This window comes from Dictyobacter aurantiacus (assembly GCF_003967515.1).
Lineage (GTDB): Bacteria > Chloroflexota > Ktedonobacteria > Ktedonobacterales > Ktedonobacteraceae > Dictyobacter > Dictyobacter aurantiacus.
The window spans coordinates 1,571,139-1,587,775 of record NZ_BIFQ01000001.1 but is presented as its reverse complement, the minus strand read 5'-3'; the positions used below and the strand labels follow the sequence as shown (position 1 = coordinate 1,587,775).

General features: G+C 55.5%; 13 protein-coding genes. 4 read left to right on the top strand and 9 right to left on the bottom strand.

Annotated features, from left to right (window positions below):
- Positions 1-94 precede the first annotated feature (94 nt).
- Both KTT_RS06415 and KTT_RS06410 read left to right on the top strand, forming a co-directional pair.
- Positions 95-2,245 (top strand): GAF domain-containing protein, encoded by a 2,151-nt coding sequence (locus KTT_RS06415; RefSeq protein ID WP_160145687.1) that lies wholly within the window; start codon positions 95-97, stop codon positions 2,243-2,245.
- 197 nt (positions 2,246-2,442) lie between these two features.
- The gene (locus KTT_RS06410) at positions 2,443-2,925 is read left to right on the top strand and encodes a response regulator transcription factor (RefSeq protein WP_126595181.1); all 483 of its coding nucleotides are present in this window, start codon (positions 2,443-2,445) and stop codon (positions 2,923-2,925) included.
- Between the two features lie 57 nt (positions 2,926-2,982).
- On the opposite strand, the gene KTT_RS06405 is transcribed toward KTT_RS06410, so the two are convergent.
- From KTT_RS06405 to KTT_RS06380, 6 genes are all read right to left on the bottom strand, one after another.
- Positions 2,983-4,197: a serine/threonine-protein kinase gene (locus KTT_RS06405; protein ID WP_126595180.1), complete on the bottom strand. Its 1,215-nt coding sequence runs from the start codon at positions 4,195-4,197 to the stop codon at positions 2,983-2,985.
- Between the two features lie 82 nt (positions 4,198-4,279).
- Positions 4,280-5,605, bottom strand: coding sequence for an FHA domain-containing protein (locus tag KTT_RS06400; RefSeq protein WP_126595179.1), 1,326 nt, complete (start codon positions 5,603-5,605; stop codon positions 4,280-4,282).
- A gap of 223 nt (positions 5,606-5,828) precedes the next feature.
- Entirely contained in the window at positions 5,829-7,028 is a 1,200-nt protein-coding gene (locus KTT_RS06395; RefSeq protein ID WP_126595178.1) for a protein kinase domain-containing protein, read from the bottom strand.
- A gap of 121 nt (positions 7,029-7,149) precedes the next feature.
- Positions 7,150-8,100 (bottom strand): ribose-phosphate diphosphokinase, encoded by a 951-nt coding sequence (locus KTT_RS06390; RefSeq protein WP_126595177.1) that lies wholly within the window; start codon positions 8,098-8,100, stop codon positions 7,150-7,152.
- Between the two features lie 125 nt (positions 8,101-8,225).
- Complete coding sequence (locus KTT_RS06385; RefSeq protein WP_126595176.1) at positions 8,226-10,073, bottom strand: S9 family peptidase; 1,848 nt, start codon at positions 10,071-10,073, stop codon at positions 8,226-8,228.
- 186 nt (positions 10,074-10,259) lie between these two features.
- Entirely contained in the window at positions 10,260-11,102 is an 843-nt protein-coding gene (locus KTT_RS06380) for a DUF4352 domain-containing protein (protein WP_126595175.1), read from the bottom strand.
- A 320-nt stretch (positions 11,103-11,422) separates the two neighbouring features.
- On the opposite strand from KTT_RS06380, the gene KTT_RS06375 reads away from it, so the two are divergent.
- Together KTT_RS06375 and KTT_RS06370 are read left to right on the top strand one after the other, a co-directional pair.
- Entirely contained in the window at positions 11,423-12,052 is a 630-nt protein-coding gene (locus KTT_RS06375) for an RNA polymerase sigma factor (protein ID WP_160145686.1), read from the top strand.
- A 4-nt stretch (positions 12,053-12,056) separates the two neighbouring features.
- Complete coding sequence (locus KTT_RS06370; RefSeq protein ID WP_126595173.1) at positions 12,057-12,953, top strand: DUF4179 domain-containing protein; 897 nt, start codon at positions 12,057-12,059, stop codon at positions 12,951-12,953.
- 195 nt (positions 12,954-13,148) lie between these two features.
- Here KTT_RS06370 and KTT_RS06365 read toward each other — a convergent pair whose 3' ends face one another.
- The 3 genes from KTT_RS06365 to KTT_RS06355 are packed head-to-tail and all read right to left on the bottom strand — an operon-like array spanning position 13,149 to position 16,609.
- Positions 13,149-14,267, bottom strand: a complete 1,119-nt coding sequence (locus KTT_RS06365) for a glycosyltransferase family 4 protein (RefSeq protein ID WP_218030844.1) — start codon at positions 14,265-14,267, stop codon at positions 13,149-13,151.
- A gap of 9 nt (positions 14,268-14,276) precedes the next feature.
- A complete protein-coding gene (locus tag KTT_RS06360; RefSeq protein WP_126595172.1) occupies positions 14,277-15,443 on the bottom strand; it encodes a glycosyltransferase family 4 protein in 1,167 nt (388 codons plus the stop codon).
- A gap of 5 nt (positions 15,444-15,448) precedes the next feature.
- Positions 15,449-16,609: a glycosyltransferase family 4 protein gene (locus KTT_RS06355; protein WP_160145685.1), complete on the bottom strand. Its 1,161-nt coding sequence runs from the start codon at positions 16,607-16,609 to the stop codon at positions 15,449-15,451.
- Positions 16,610-16,637 lie beyond the last annotated feature (28 nt).

The following is a 16,637-nucleotide window of genomic DNA, read 5'->3' as shown; positions in this document are numbered from 1 at the left end:
AGCCAGGACCTTCTTCGGAAGGCCATCGGGCTACGTTCGGATGGTAGATGACGCGCTACTTTAGTGTGGCATGAAGCAGATTAGGAAAAGCAACGTGATATCAGGTGATGGTGTAGAGCAAGGATTACATACCCATATAACTCGCCTGCAGGCATGTCTCCAGCGTGTTTCTGGCGATAGCCATGGTCCCGAGGAGGGAAGTGATGCATGGCTTCTTCTCAATGCTCTGATAGGGGATGAGGCCGTTAATAATGAAAGCCTGGCAGCTCGTTTTGAGCGGTCTGGGCGCTGGCTGGCGGAACAGGGTGGCAAGCTAGATGGGCGCCTCAACGGTCTGCAACAATATATCGATGCGCTCTTAAATGAACTGAAAGAGGTCTTTTCGGATCAGCCGGGCATGCTGGCCGCAGCCACGGCCCGCCTGTCGCAACTACAATCGATCAGTGTCATGTCGCTGGCACGTGGATATCAGAGCGTTACCGACCAGTATAAGATCGAAAGCGTCCACACTACCCAGCAGCTTGAGCAACGTCTGACGGCCCTGCAGCGCATCAATGGCGTGAGCAATTCGGCCATGGATCTGGATCAGACGCTTGAGATTACAGCTCAGGAAGTCGCAGCTGAACTACACGTTGAACTCTGCTCCATCTTTTTCTATGATGAACTGCAACGCGTGCTAACCCTGCGCGCCACTAACGGACCGCGTCCCCTGGGAGGGATGCATTTCACGCTGCGCCTGGGTGAAGGCTATAGCGGCTGGGTGGCGGACAAGGGGCGTCCCCTGTTTATGCCCGATGCTCTCTCGGATAACAATTTCGCCTCGGAAGCGCGTTCCTACCATACCGATCTGCACGGCCTGATGGCGTTACCGATTATCTTCTTCGGCAACGCGGAGCGCCTGATCGGTGTGATCAGTGTGCAATCGATCGAGCCCCGGGAGTTTACCCGTGACGAGATCAGCTTTGTCGAGGTGGTGGCCGGTATCGTGGCTATCAATATCGAAAATGGACGGCTCTATGAGCAGACCGATGAGCAGTTGCGCCGCAAGGTGCATGAGCTGGCAACGATCCATCGCGTCTCCTCGATCATCGCTTCGACCCTGAACCTTGACGAGGTGCTACAGATCATCACCACCCAGGCCGTTCACCTCTCGGGAGCGGAGCGCTCCTGCATCTTTGAGCTTGATGAGGACCGGCAGAAGCTGCATGTACTGGCGCACTATGGTTTGAACAGCAACCTGGCCTCCAGCATCCAGATTGGCGTGGGGCAGTGCTGCGCCGGTCGCTCGGTTCAGACCGGGCGGCCAAGCATGGCGGTTGACTGTTTCCAGACGGACGAGAGCTGTTTTATCCGTAGCGATCCCTTTGTCTCATCGGAGATACACTCGGTGCTCTGCGTCCCCCTCAAGGTCAAGCAGAAGGTGCTGGGCTGTATCTGTATCTATAGCAATCATCGTCACCTGCTGAGTCCCGAGCAGATGCAGTTGGTGATTACTTTCGCCAATGAAGCTGCCATCGCCATCGAGAACGCTCGATTGTACGAGGAGGCGCGCCGGGGTCTGGAGCTCAAGTCGGTCTTGCTGCGTGAACTGCATCACCGCGTCAAAAACAACCTGGCGACGGTGGGTGGCATCCTCTCGCTGCAGCGGCGGCGCACCAAGTCGCCCGAGATTCGGGCCACGCTGGCGGAAAGCGTCAACCGCGTGCAGGGTCTGGCTTCAACCCATGACCTGCTGGCACACGAAGATGTCAGCGAGGCGCGTGTCGACGAGATCGCGCGCAAGATCGTTGGTGTCGCCCACTCCAACCTGTGTCCGCCCGAGAAGCGTATTACCTTCCAGGTCGAGCCCAGCCCGATCGTTATCCCCTCGCGGGCCGTCACCGTGCTGGCCCTGGTCATCAACGAGATGATCTCTAACTCGATCAAGCACGGTATGGCGAATAAGAATGAAGGTTCCATCATCATTCGTGGTCTGGAAGAGGATGGCATGGTGATTGTTCAGGTGCTGGACGACGGTGTTGGACCGGCCTTTGAACTCTCATTTGACGAAGCCGCCGAGGGCAGTTCCGAAGGACTGGGCCTCTCGCTTATCAAACATCTGATCGGCGATCTCGACGGGAAATTTTCCTTGCGCCGTGGCATGGTCACGCTATCGAACCGTAATCCACAAGAGAATAATGAACCGGTTGAGCGCACTATTTCAGAAGTTCGCTTTCCCCTGGTTAGGCGTAGTCGTACCTCGTAGTGTGGTTCAGATCCGCCACACCGCGACCCCCTCTGTGCTTGCAGATGAACGTCCCCAAAAGAGGGGATCAGCATATCAGCAGGGAGAGATGCACCTACCATACATGTATGCCCGCCGCGTTGAGTGACGCGATACAGTGATGTTTATCGATGTTTGTTTGTAGTTAGCAGGCTGGTGGATAGTAGAGGTAAACTAGTATGTATGAGGCACCACAGAAGAATAGGATTCTTATCGTTGAAGATGAACAGGCTATCCAGCAAGTGCTGTGCTTCTTTTTACGGCACCATGGTTTTGAGGTCGCGGCCGCTTCAAACGGCCAGGAAGCCATGCGCACCATTCCAGAATTTCAGCCCCACCTGATTATTCTCGACCTGGTTATGCAGCCGGGGTCGGGATGGGATGTGTTGCACTGGCTTCGCAATAACCATCTGCTGCCCGGTATCCCTGTGCTGGTTGTCAGCGCCCTGGTCCATTTGCAGGATCAGATGCAGGGCTTTGAGGAGGGCGCGATTGAATACCTCACCAAGCCTACGCAGCCCAGCGTTATCGTTGAGCGCGTCAGAGCCCTGTTGTCCTTATCGGCTGAACAAAGGGTCATGCTGCACCATAAACGGATGGATGAGCAGCGCAGAACCCTTGACCGCCTGACCTCTATGCAGCCGGATGAGTTCGTCTATTAGCACACCGGGAGTGCCCGCTGCGTTCCCTTTCCCTTTTTCATGCGGGCGCGATGTATGTTAAATGGCCAGTGGTTGTCCACAGCGCGTGCAGAAGCGATTGCCGACCGGATTGCGCTCGCCACAGACGGTGCATTGATTGAGCAGATAGCCGCAGCGTGTACAGTAGCGCATCTGAGGCTTGTTTAAGTGCTGGCAATTAAAGCACGTGAAGAGTACATTCTGCTGGCGACTATCGACCATCGTCGGTGTGTGTGGTGGTGGCTGGGCGATCGGGGGCTGAGGTGGCAGGAGATGCTGGGGCATAAAGTTGCCGCCACCCACCTGTGCCTGTCCAAACATGCCGCCGATGGCTGACTGGGACGGATTGTTGATCTGCACGAGCGCCTGATTGAGAGCCTCACCCATCTCGCGCGCTGTCTGATAGCGCTGAGCGGGATTTTTGGCCAGGGCTTTCAAAATAATGTGCTCTATTGCCGGTGGGATCAGTGGATTAAGGGAGCGTGGATGCGGTGGCTGTTCATAGATATGGCTATGGGCCAGCGCCGGATAGTTATCCGCCACGAACGGTGTACGCCCGGTCTCCGCCTCATAGAGCATGATGCCCAGCGCATAAATATCGGCTCGACCATCCACCGGACCGCCCTGGCATTGTTCTGGTGACATATATTCCGGCGTGCCTACCCCGGCACCCGGACGGGTAAGGTTCATCTGCGTACTGGCCAGCACCTTGGCGATACCGAAATCCGACAGGATCGGGCGCCCCGAGCGATCCATCAACACATTGACCGGTTTGATGTCGCGGTGGATGACCCCCTGGCCATGAGCGTACGTCAGTGCGTCGGACAACTGCACAAAAATAGAGATCAACTCGGCCGTATCGATCGCCCGCTTCTCCAGCAAAAATCTATCGAAGCGCTGTTTTAAGGTTCCCCCATCGACAAGCTGCATTACAATATACAAATGACCATATTGCTCGTTCGCATCGTGAACGGTCACAATATTTGGATGTGTGAGCGACGCGACCAACCTGGCCTCCAGATTGAAGCGCTCAACGAAACTACGGTCAGCCGCGTACCACGGTGGCAAAACTTTGATCGCCACATCGCGGCCCAGGTTCTCCTGGTGGGCCCTATATACCCGGGCCATTCCCCCTTGTCCCAGAGCCTCCAGGATACGGTAATTGCCGAGCGTTGTTCCAATCAGATCGTCTTGCTGCATCATGTCATAGGGCCACGCTGATGGCTGCTGCTTGGTTCCATCCGGGCAGTACACCTGCGTGGCCCCTTTCCCTCTCTAAATGGCGTTAATGTATGAGCATAGTATAGACATTGACATAGGTTAGAAGCGCTTCCGCTTATTTCTTGGCGAACACGAGGACGGTCTGCCCAAGCTGGATGCGGTCCCCTTCCTGCAATGGGTACGTCTGGAATTTATTGACGAGTTGCCCATTGACCTTGGTGCCGTTGGCGCTACCCTCATCCTTTAATGCGTAGCTACCATTGCCCATATTGACAAGTGAAGCATGCAGGCGCGACACAGCCAGGTCTTCCAGGAAGATATCACTTTCGCGGCTGCGACCCATGCTCAATGATTCCTTGCGAATCTCATAAATGCGACCGGGTTCTTTCCCCTCTTCTACGCGCACAAAGCCGACGCCCCCGCCCATCTGCGGATTAACGCCCATCTGGGGACCCTGTGAGCGCAGCATGGTCTTATCGTTATCGGCGCCGCTGCCGCCATACATGGCATTGGGATCCTGCCCGAAGCCGCCCTGGTTGGGCTGCTGCCATGGTGGGACCGCAGACGGATTCGCGAATGGCGCGGAAGGTGGCTTGGGATTGGGCGCGCCCCATGGGTCTGCCTGCTGTTGTGGTTGCTGCTGCGGCTGATTCCAGCCCGCGTTTGGATTTCCACCATAGGCGGTCTGTGCCTGCTGTGGGGCCGCGTTGGCCGCCGGAGCTCCCCACTGCTGGCCTGAACCACTTTGCCCCTGCTGGCCGGCTCCCCAGGGATCCTGAGCGGGAGCAGAGGCGCCCTGTGCGTTCCAGGGAGCTTGATTGCCCTGATTGCCCTGATTGCCCCAGCCTGGCTGTGAAGGGCTTGCCGCACCCCATGGCTGGTTAGCAGCCGGTTGCGCCGGATTATTGGATGCGCCCCATGGATTCTGCTCGGGTTGAGCCGGGGATGCGCCCCATGGATTGGCCCCCTGGGCCGGTGATTGCGGTTGCGGCTGCTGCGCGTTGCCCCAGGCGGGCTGTGAAGGACTGGGCGCGCCCCATGGATTCTGCTCGGGCTGAGCCGGGCTGGCGCCCCATGGATTGGCATTGGCCTGCTGTTGCTGCTGCTGAGCGGGCGCGCCGGCGGCGCCGCCCCAGCTATTCTGCTGGGCGCCAGCACCGGATGTGCCCCATGGATTCTGTCCCTGCCCCCCCTGCTGATTCCAGGCGGACGACCCCTGTGGCTGATTCTGATTCCAGGCGCCCGGCTGACCCTGGCGCTGCCAATCGCTGGCCCCAGCGGACCCGATCGGCGGTTTCGTTGTTTTGCCCTTATTGCTGCGCCACAAGAATACGCCACCAAGGGCCAGAATAACGGCAACGGCGATGATTGCTCCGATGAGAACAGGCATTGGAACAAGGCTGCCCAGAGCAGCAAAGATAGTCAAATATGGCTCTCTCATAACAGTTCACCCCTCTAAGCGTAGGGGCAGCGAGAACGCTCGCCATTTGTAGCCCGGCTGATCTCCTCAGCCTGACCAGACTACAGACGAGACACGCCACCCGATCTGGATCGGGCACCATCCCAGGTACCCCTACAACTGCGACTCAGTGCTATTCACACCACGGCGAGCGCAATGTTGCGTATTAGCGAATGAGTAAGAATATCGAATAATTAGCCTCTAATTAACGCAATTCGAAACGTACCTCGACGCTCCCAAAGCGTAGAATGTCACCATCTTTAAGGGTACGTTCCTCGTGTGGTGTCAAGGTCACTCCGTTTAAACGAGTCTTATTCAGGGCATTGAGGTCTTCGACTGTATAAACCCCTTGCTGGTTGCGCAGGTATGCGTGACGTCGCCCAACCGTTTTATCCGCCAGATTGATCTCTGGATAGATACCCAGGGTAGGGTCCTGACGACCAACGACCATTTTATCCCCCTTTAATGGAATGCTCTGCCCACTGGATATCACGACGATGCGTGCCTCTTTTGCCGGTGGCGGCGCGGGTGCCTTGTTGATCTCACCCGGACTTACCGGCCTGGGCGGCGGCAATTGCTGGGTGAGCCGCTCAAGGGCGGCATTAAATTCCTGAGGGGTCGCAAAGCGCTCGTCCGGCGATTTCGCCAGGGCCCGCTGCATAAACGCGTCCATCTCCAGTGGCAGATCTGGGCGCAGGCGGCAGATCGACGGCACCTTCTCGTTGATATGTTTGATCACGATATCTACGGCGGTATCCCCCTCGTAAGGTGGACGCCCCGTCAACATTTCGAAGAGCACAGTCGCCACCGAATAAAGGTCGGAGCGGGTATCCGCTAAACGCCCACTTTCGGCCTGCTCAGGCGAAATATAGTAGGCGGTGCCCATAAATACATTCGACTGCGTCAGTGTAACAGTGTCCCGACCGCGGGCCAGGCCGAAGTCGGTTATCTTTATAATATCCTTGCTATTAATAAGTATGTTCTGTGGCTTTATATCTCGATGCACCACACCCTGTTTATACGCCGTGTCCAGGCCCTCGGTAATCTGACGAGCATAGTTGATGGCGCGTATCGGCTCCATGGGACCCTGATTAATCATGTAGTACTTCAGGCTTTGACCGTCGATATAATCCATCACGATATAGTGCATGTTATTATCGTTTCCGTAGTCAAAGATCTGCACAATGTGAGAATCGCTCAGATTCAAGAGAATATGTGCCTCTCTCTGGAAACGCGCTAGCAGTTCGCCATCTCCCGAGAGCTCTAGATGCATGACCTTGAGCGCGTAGATCCGGTTGTCTCCGAGGTCGCGTACAATATAGACGGTGGCAAAACTGCCCCGACCGCGTTCATCGATTAGCTTGTAGCGACCTTTGATGACACGACCTATCATGTCACCATTCATGGTGTGAACTCCTCTAATAATAGGCTACTGTTAGCGGCTACATTATACACCATCCATTCACTTGTGTCATGATGCTTGCCGTGATGGCTGGTAGATTCCCCCTCGTGGTCAGAATCAGACCTTACACGCCTTTGAACATCTCACTGATACTCTCCCGATTGTGAATGCGTTTAATGGCCTCACCAAAAAGCGGCGCTACAGAGACGACCTCGATTTTCGCGGTAAACGGTACCGGGTGGTTCTCGACGGTGTCGGTAATAAAGAGACGTTTGATGGGGCTGTTTTCGATCTGCTCAACGGCTCGCCCCGTCAGGACGCTGTGGGTGACGGCGGCGTAGACCTCGCGCGCGCCTTGCTCCAGTAAGAGGTTGGCGACACTGACCAGGGTGCCGCCGGAGGTGGTGAAGTCGTCGACTACGACGGCGGTCTTGTTGCGTACATCGCCGATGACCTCCATCACGACCGCCTTTTCGTCATGGGCCAGTCGCTCTTTGTAGGCGATGGCGATCGGGGTCCCCAGGTGCGAGGCATAGCGCCGAGCCTGTTTGGCGAAGCCGACGTCGGGCGAGACGATGATCGGGTTGGGCAGGTTCATGGCCTTGATGCGATTACAGAGCACAGGCAGAGCATAGAGATTATCCACCGGCCGATGGAAGAAGCCCTGAATCTGGGGCGCGTGCAGGTCCATGGTGACTACGCGATCCGCCCCGGCCACCTCAATGGCATCCGCGCAGACGCGACCACGAATAGAGACGCGCGGCTCATCTTTTTTATCGCCTTTACCATAGCTAAAATAAGGAATAATGACCGTGACCGAGTCGGCCCCTGCCCGTTTGAAGGCATCGATCCAGAACAGCAGCTCCATGAACATATCGTTGGTTGGAAAGATGGTGGATTGCACCAGGTAGACACGCCGTCCCCGTACATTCTCCAGGACGCGTACAAAGGTGTTGCCGTCAGAGAAGTGCAGAGTTTCGTTCTTGCCCTGTGGGAGATGTAAATATTCACAGATGCGAGCTGTCAGCCGTGGACTCCCACTGCCTGCAAATATCAACATCGGGTCGTCATTCATAACTCAGTTTTCCTTGTTTGAACCCTTGAGAGTACATCCGTAGAGATGCAGGGCTCCACATTCTCTAACGGATGGGCTCTTAAGGAAGTGACATAGCGGTACCTCTATGTCAGAATGCTTCATAGCTACTCTTCGTAGCGTCCGCCCAGATGCTGGGCCAGGAACTTTTCGGCGGCCGCGTAGAATTTGAGACGATTTTCGGGTTTGGCGAAGCCATGACCTTCATCGGGGAAGAGCATGTATTCGTAGTTGATGCCCTTGCTCTTCATCGCCTCCACGATCTGCTCGGCCTCGGCCTGTTTGACGCGTGGATCGTTGGCACCCTGGGCGATCAGCAGAGGAATCTTGATGTTGTCGACCGCGAACAGCGGCGAGCGAGACTTCAAGAACTCCTCCTCGCTATCGACGTTGCCGACGCGCTTCTGGAATGTGGCCAGGGCCGTTGACCAGTAGGGCGGGATGGTGCGGATCAGCGTGATCAGGCTGCTGGGACCCACGATATCGACGGCGCAGGCGAACAGGTCCGGGGTGAAGGTTGCCCCGACCAGCGCGGCGTAGCCACCATACGAACCACCGTAGATAGCGACTTTTTTCGGATCGGCGATGCCTTGCTTGACCGCCCACTCGACGCCATCAACCAGGTCGTAGTGCATCTTGCGGCCCCACTCTCTATCTCCGGCATTCAGATGCTCTTTACCGTAGCCGGTTGAGCCGCGATAATTGATCTGCAGGCAGGCGTAGCCACGGTTGGCCAGCCACTGCGCCTCGGGATTAAGGCCCCAGCTATCGCGCGCCCAGGGTCCACCATGGACGTTGACAACCATCGGCAGATTGCTCTGCTGCTCGCCGACCGGCAGGGTCAGGTAGCCATGAATGGTCAGGCCGTCACGCGCCTGGTAGGTCACCGGCTGCATCTGTGCCAGTGTATACTCGGCGAGATCGGGCATATTGACGAATAGGAAGTCCGCGCTTTGCTCCTTGCGGTGATAGGCATAATAAGGAACCGGACCGTTATCGGCGATAAAAGCCACGATCCAGGTTTCATCGGCGTTATCGCGGCTGACGATCGAGAAATCACCCTGGTGAATCTCATGGATGCGATCGAAGTCGAGCTGGATTGATTCATCCAGCACCTGCCACTCGGTCCGATCCTTGTTAAAGGCTACGGCCTGGATCTCATAGGTGTCCGGATTGACTATCACGTCGCCGACATCGTACTGTGGATCTTCGGCGATCACGCTCTGCTCGTTGGTGGTCAGATTCAATTTAATCAGGCGGCCCGCATTGACCTGGCGCGAATCCTGCAGATAGATCGACTCGCCGTCCTGGCTGAAGAACAGACCGCCGCTGGTCAGCGCGTCATCGGAGTCCCAACCCAGGATATGTTGCCACTCGTCCTGCTCGCTTTTGCGCGTCAACAGATCAATGCCGCCATCGGGCCGGGCGGCCATGGCACCGCGCACCTTGAACTGCGTATCTACGATCCAGCCCGCCACATTGCCTGGATTCTTCGCTACCAGCGTCAGCTCGCCGCTGGAGAGATCCAGGTGATAGACATCGTGGACCTGGGGATTCTCTTTGTTCATCGCGATCAGCATCTCGTTGGGAAAGTGTTTATCTTGATCAACGATCTGTACCTGCACATCTTCAAATGGTGTCAGATCGCGTGTCTCGCGCGTCTCCAGGTTGGTCGCGTACAGGCGCCAGTTCTCATTGCCACCCATATCCTGGACGTAGAGAATATGTTTATTATCGAAGGCCCAGAAATAAAACCGGATCCCCCGCTCCGTATCATTGGTGACAGGATGTGACTCCTCGCTACCGATCTCGCCAACCCACACGTTGAGCACATCATTCACCGGAGCCAGGTACGCCAGCCGTGTACCGTCGGGCGAGATGCGAGGACTGGCCTTGACCGGATTTCCAAATAATATACGGCGTGGGATTAACTCGGTTCTGTTTGAAACTGTCATACAAATTCCTCTCTTTTCTTTATGATAGCGAAGCAGTTTATACCTGCTGAAACACGCTACATTCTGTTACTTCTACGTATGGTTATGGGGGAAAGTTGAGATCAAACTATAAAACGACCCCGGCAGCGCGTATATATACGCGCTGCCGGGGCGGTGTAGTAAGAGAGTGTTGTGTCTTTTGATGGACTAGATCGAGAAGTCCCAGTTTGCCATGTCGTTACTTGTGATATCGGGCGTGAACTGCAGGGTGAAATTGTGTTGCGAGCTGGGCACTTCGTAGACGATAGAGCCGGCCAGAGGTGAGTTGGCTGACACCTTGCCGTCGGGGGTTGTGCCCGCGTCGGGATCGATGGTCTCGTTATAAGCCTGCCCATTTTTATCCTGGAGCTTGAAGCAGAGCAGGCTACTCATATTCTGCGTCTGGCTGGAGGTATTTTTGAGGCTGAGATGGACGACGACAAACACGTTGCCGGGTTTTGGCTTGATGATATCGTTGCCGGGAGTGGTTTTGACGTCCAGCAATTGGGCCGTCCAGTTGTCGTTGACTTTGACCGTTTCGCCGACCTTATGGTTTCCCTGATCAGATGATTGGGTGGTCGTTGATGGCGTGGTGGCCTGAGCGGTCGGGGTCGACGTATTGGCCTGAGTCGTTGGACTGGATGTGCTGGTCGTGGAGGGTGAACTCGTGCGTGTGGCTAAGGCTCCGATGATGCCACACAATACAAGCGCGGCAACGACGATACCGATGATGAGACCAAGTTTTGATTTCTTCTTTGGTGGCACCGGAGGCTGACCATAAGGTGGCTGCATCCCGGGCGTATAGGGAGGCTGTCCTCCAGGCGTATAAGGAGGTTGCTGATTATAAGGATATTGCTGATTGAACTGGCCAGATTGTCCGGGCTGACCATACTGGGTGGGTGGAAAAGGTTGGCCCTGCTGCCCATATTGATCAGGAGAAAAAGGCTGATTGGGCTGCCCATATTGATTAGGAGAAAAAGGTTGGTTGGGCTGATCAGAATTATTTTGCATGTTAAAATGCTCCAGACGTAAATTTAAAACATTGTATATAATTAAATGTTTCTATATAATACTTCAAACTCCACAATAAAGCAAGTGATTTGTCATTATTATTAAAAAATATTAATAATAAATGTATTGAATAGACTTGACAATAATAAATATGTTTTGAACAAACTTGAAGTGAAACCTGCTATGGCGTCTTTGCGAGCGGTTTCGTATTAGAAGTTATGTTGCTCCTTGTTTGTTCGCCTCTTGACTTTTTCCATCTTTGTAACATTTCTCGTCTCGTGGTTGTCCTTCATCATAGAAAGATAGAAAGGACTCTAAATATGTCCGAAAGTCAAGTGGCAATCATAGCTGCATGGCAACAGGGTGATGAACAAGCAGTAAGGACCCTTTTCAATCTGCACTATCCACGTCTGGTACAGCTGGCGGTCCTGAGTGGTCTGCCACCGGAGGAGGCGAAGGATTGTGCCCAGGAGGCATTCCTGCGTTCTTTTGAACATCGCAATCAATTACGTGACCTTACAGCTTTCCCGCTCTGGTTTCAACGCATTACTACGCGCCATATTCTCAATACCATCAAGGCTCGTCAACGGCACCGACACGTTCCGCTGGATGAAACCAATGAGCTAAGCGAAGACTGGCAGCGCACCCGAATCCCGCTGCCAGACGAGATCGCCATTTCAACAGAACGCCAGGAGCATCTCTGGCAATGCGTGCAGGCGCTTCCTGCACATTATCGCGTTCCGCTTGTCTTGCGCTACTATGATGATCTCTCACTGCGCGAAGTCGCTGACATATTAGGTAAACGCGAGGGTACCATTCGTGTGCTTATTCATCGAGCCCTCCAACGTTTACGTGCGACTTCTCAAGAAACATCCTCACTGCAGAAACTAGTCCAGTTCTCCCGTCAAGATCGCCTGATGACAAGCAGGCAAGCTATGGAGGCTAAGTAATACGATGAAAACAACAAACTCTCAGACGTCTGTTGATGATTCCCAGGAAGACTTGCTGCGTGTTACCCTGACTGCCCACACGCTCCAATCCATTGATCTTGAAGCGGATTGGCAAACTGTTGCGCAGCGCATGACTGCTCTTGAGGGCAGAGTATCAGCAGCAACACATCCACGTTTGTTGGCAGCAAGAAGTTTCCGACCAACCCGACGCAGGCACATATGGCCTATCCTGGCAGCGGTCGCAGCTCTTCTGTTAGTTGCGTTTGGAATTGTAACAGCTGGACCGTTCTTCCACTTATTCGGTGAAAACAATAATGTCGTGTACGCCTTTGCCGACGTTTCTCAGAGTCAGCAGTCGCAGGGAATAACTATTAATGTTACAAAAGGTTATGTCGATCCGAGCCGTATCTACATAGAATATAATGTGCAGCTTCCTGCCACACTGTCCAAAGGCTATCAGCATGCTACCGCGATAGGAATAACAAAAAATCCATATATGCAAGTAAAGAGTTTCCCCACGGTGGATAGAAACGGACACCCAACAGGCGGTCAGTCACTAATGGGTCTGGGTGTCTGTGATGACTCCTGGCAAGGTAGTGGACCTGCCCCCTGCATCAATATCGTAGGCGGAGATATTGAACATCACCTCAAAGGTAACGATACCCTTGGTAACAACAACGTTGTCAAATTTCGCGTTCCTGCTGCAGTGAACAATCTGACTTTTACCTGGGATGTGAAGGAAGTTCAACTCAGTGGACCTTCTTATCAACATGGCATGACAATTCACGGCAACTGGCATTTCCAGTTCACTCTGCCTTTCCATCATCAGCCACATGATCCCATTCTGCCATTTCCCATCCACCAGGGTATTATAATTTATGTTCTGCCATTGGAAAAATAATAGGTCTGTCTAAGTACTACAGTTCCACTTAGTCCGTCAGGGAGCGGGAAGAGAGAGGCGAGCCACAAAAGCCTCGTCCGGAGAGAGGCGAATCTGGAGAACCCGCTCCCATAGCCCTTCTTTACTTTAGCTAACCGCTATAAACGAACCATAGAAAATTGAGGGAGGGCGCCCACGAGGGGCGCCCCGGGTTTGCTATTTCTGGAGGATGGTCTGATAGGCTTCGTAGGTCTGGCGGGCGATCTGTGCCTGCGTATAGTTGTCGAGGACGCGCTGACGACCACGCTGCGCCAGGGTGCTGTAGAGCTGAGGATCTTCGAGCAGCTTCCGCACGTTCAAGCTCAGATCCAGGGCATCGCCTTCTTTGAAGATCAGGCCGGCATCTCCAATCACGTAGGGAATCTCTCCGCTGCTGGAGCCGATGACAGGCGTTTCACAGGACATCGATTCGGCCAGAACGCGGCCAAACTGCTCGATCCAATTGGGACGCGAGAGCGAGGGGAGCACGAAGACATCCAGCTTCTCCATCTCGCGCGGTACCTGATCGGTAGGAACTCCTGGCTTGAAGATAACGCGCTGGCTGACACCCAATCGCGCGGCCAGCTCTTCCAACGGACCCCTCATGGGGCCCTGGCCGATAAAGATGACCTGGCAATACTCGGGCAGATGGGGCAACGCCTCCACCATCAGGTGCAGTCCTTTCTCCTCTTTGAAGCGACCAATGAAGCCCAGGGTGAAGGGAGCCCTGGCCTCGCGCTGTGGCCGGGGCGCGCTGCGTTTATAGATATCGGTATCAAAACCAAACTGTGGGATGACGCGGATGGGACCCTGATAGCCTTTCTTGCGCAGGACCTCCGAGGCATCGCGGTTGCCGGCGATGGCCAGGGCGGCGTGCCTGTAATTGTATAGCTCAATCTGGCGGAACGGCGGAGGATAGCGGCGATACAGATTCTGCCAGGTGAAGAAGAGCGCTCGCGCCCCTTGCTTCTGCGCCAGGTACATCGCCTGGATGGTTGCCAGGTTATACGGCTCCTCATCGATATGCACGATATCAGGCCGCACCTCGCGCATAATCTGGCTCAGTCTGGGATAGTAGTGCCAGTGGTATTTGCCGTTGAAGGCCATCGGCGTCACGATCATGCGATAGCCTTCGGTATAGAGGTGCTCAAGCATCTGCTTGCTTCCATCGTCGTGATGCCAGTAGGGAGGGGTAACCAGGGTCAGCTCGACATCAGGGCACCGGGCAATCTCTTCCAGCTTACGCTGCGCGGTCCCGGCGACCAGGGCTTTGGAAAGCATCAAAATACGCATCATCAGTCCTTTTCAGCTTTTTCTACGAGCCTTTTTACGTGCCAGCACCTCTTCATAGACGGCCAGGGTCTGTTGCGCTGCCTGGTGCCAGTGGAAGCGCTTCGCCTGCTGTAGCGAGCGGGCGCGCAGACCTGTACGCAGTCCCTCATCGGTCAGGACGCGATACATGGCATCCACTAGCTCCCGCACATCCTCTGGATCAACGCTGATGGCGGCGTCCCCCACCACCTCTGGCAGTGAGGTGCGATTGGAGCAGACCACCGGCGCTCCACAGCTCATCGCCTCCAGCGGATCGAGTCCAAAGCCCTCATAGAGTGAAGGAAACACGAAGACGCTGGCCCCGCTATAGATGGCAGGCTTATCCTCTTCCTCAATAAAGCGATAGATGATCTGTCCGCTCATGCCCAGATCGGCTGCCACCGGGCGTGGATCTGGAAAGAGCGACCCCTTTTGTTTGTCCGGATTGCCCGCGATCAACAACTGCAGATCGGGATCGCCGATCTGGGCATGCAGGCGGGCAAAGGCGCGCACCAGCTGCGGCACATTCTTGCGCTGATCCAGTCCCCCCAGGTAGAAGATGTAGCGTTCACCCAGACCATAGCGGGCGCGCGCGGCGGCCAGCACGGCGGGATCGGTCACCGGCTGATATTCATCACCGGCAGCCTCATAGATGACGCGGATACGCTCGGGTGGCAACTTCAGCACATCAATGATATCCTGCCGCGCATGCTGGCTGGGCGCGATTACCATGCTGGCGCGGTGGGCCGAGCGCGCGATCAGATTGGTGTAGGCTTTGACTTTCCTGTTGGGCCGGTAAGCGGGCAGACGCAGCGCGATCACGTCGTGGATGGTCACTACGGTTGGTACGGGTGGAAGGAGTGGGGGTGCGAAGTGGGGGACGTGCAGGAGATCAACATGCTCCTTGCGTGCCGCCAGTGGACTCGTCCACTGCTCCCAAACCACCTTCTCGATATTTTCATTGCGCGCTGCCAGGGATGGGACCGCGTGGACACGGTAGGGATAAGCCTGCACCGGCAACTGCGGCAGCGAGCGAGGTCCCAGCAAGACATACTCATTATGATCATCCACGTCAGCCAGAGCGTTGAGCAGGTGGGAAAGATACTGTCCGCTACCGGTGGCGGGAAACTGAAAGAACTGCGCATTGATGCCGATCTTCATAATGATTATGCCTCGCTTGCGAAATTACTCTGGCCCGCATGCAACTGCTCATAGATACGGAGCATCTTGCGGGCGGATGCTTGCCAGGTGTAGAGCTGTACACGTTGATAGCCTTTCTGACGCAGATCTGTGCGGAGCTGTTCATCTTGTAGCAGGCGCAGCATGGCGTGCGACAGTTCATCGATATTGTGCGGATCAACCTGTAAGGCGGCATCGCCCACCACCTCTGGTAGCGACGATGTATTCGAAGTGATAACTGGCGCCCCGCAGGCCATGGCCTCCAGCGGCGGGATGCCGAAGCCTTCAAAGAAGGAAGGGAAGACGAAGAGCTCGGCCATGCTATACAGCGTAATCAACTCATGCTCGGTGACGCGACCCAGGAAGCGTACCTTCTCCTCAAGCCTGAGATTGCGCACCAGTTGCTGCGCCTCCTCGTACAGCCAGCCCTGCCCCCCCGCGATCACTAAGAGAGAAGGGCCATCTTTCTCCTGTTGCGCCTGGTAGAACGCCTTGATGATGCCCTGGTGATTCTTGCGCGGCTCCTGCGTCCCCACGGCCAGCACAAAGGGCTGACCAAGCTGAAACTTATGGCGTGTGGCGCCCAGGATCACGGGGTCCGTGATGCGGCGGAAATAGGGTTGGACGCCGTTGGGGATGACCACCAGTTTCTCACGTGGCGTCTGGAAATGCTCGACCAGCGTGCGGCTGACCTCGTGCGAGACCGTCGCCACCACGTCGGCGCGCTCTACCGCCTGCGGCACCACCTTGCGCAGATATTCAGCCAGCGAAGGTACCGCGTATTCGGGATGCTCCAGAAAGGCCAGGTCGTGAATTGTCACCACCTTGCGTACCCGCTTTCCCAGGGGAGGCAGCACGAAATCGGGCCCATGATAGATATCGGCCGGACCAGAAAAGAGGGTAGCCGGAAGGGGAGCCCGCAGGCGATACCAGAGGATATTCAGGTAACGATCGGGGATGCCTATATTGCGTCCACGTACATTGTCCGCCATAGGAAATGGACGCTCCGCACTGGCGCGTCCACTGGTAAGCAATGTATAGAAATTATCCTCATCCTGTGCCAGCATGGCGGCCACCAGGTTGCGCACATACACCCCGATGCCCGCGCCCTGGCGAATAGCCGCGGTATAGTCAATCGCAATACGCATCACAAATCCTTTATCCTGGTAGGCGCGC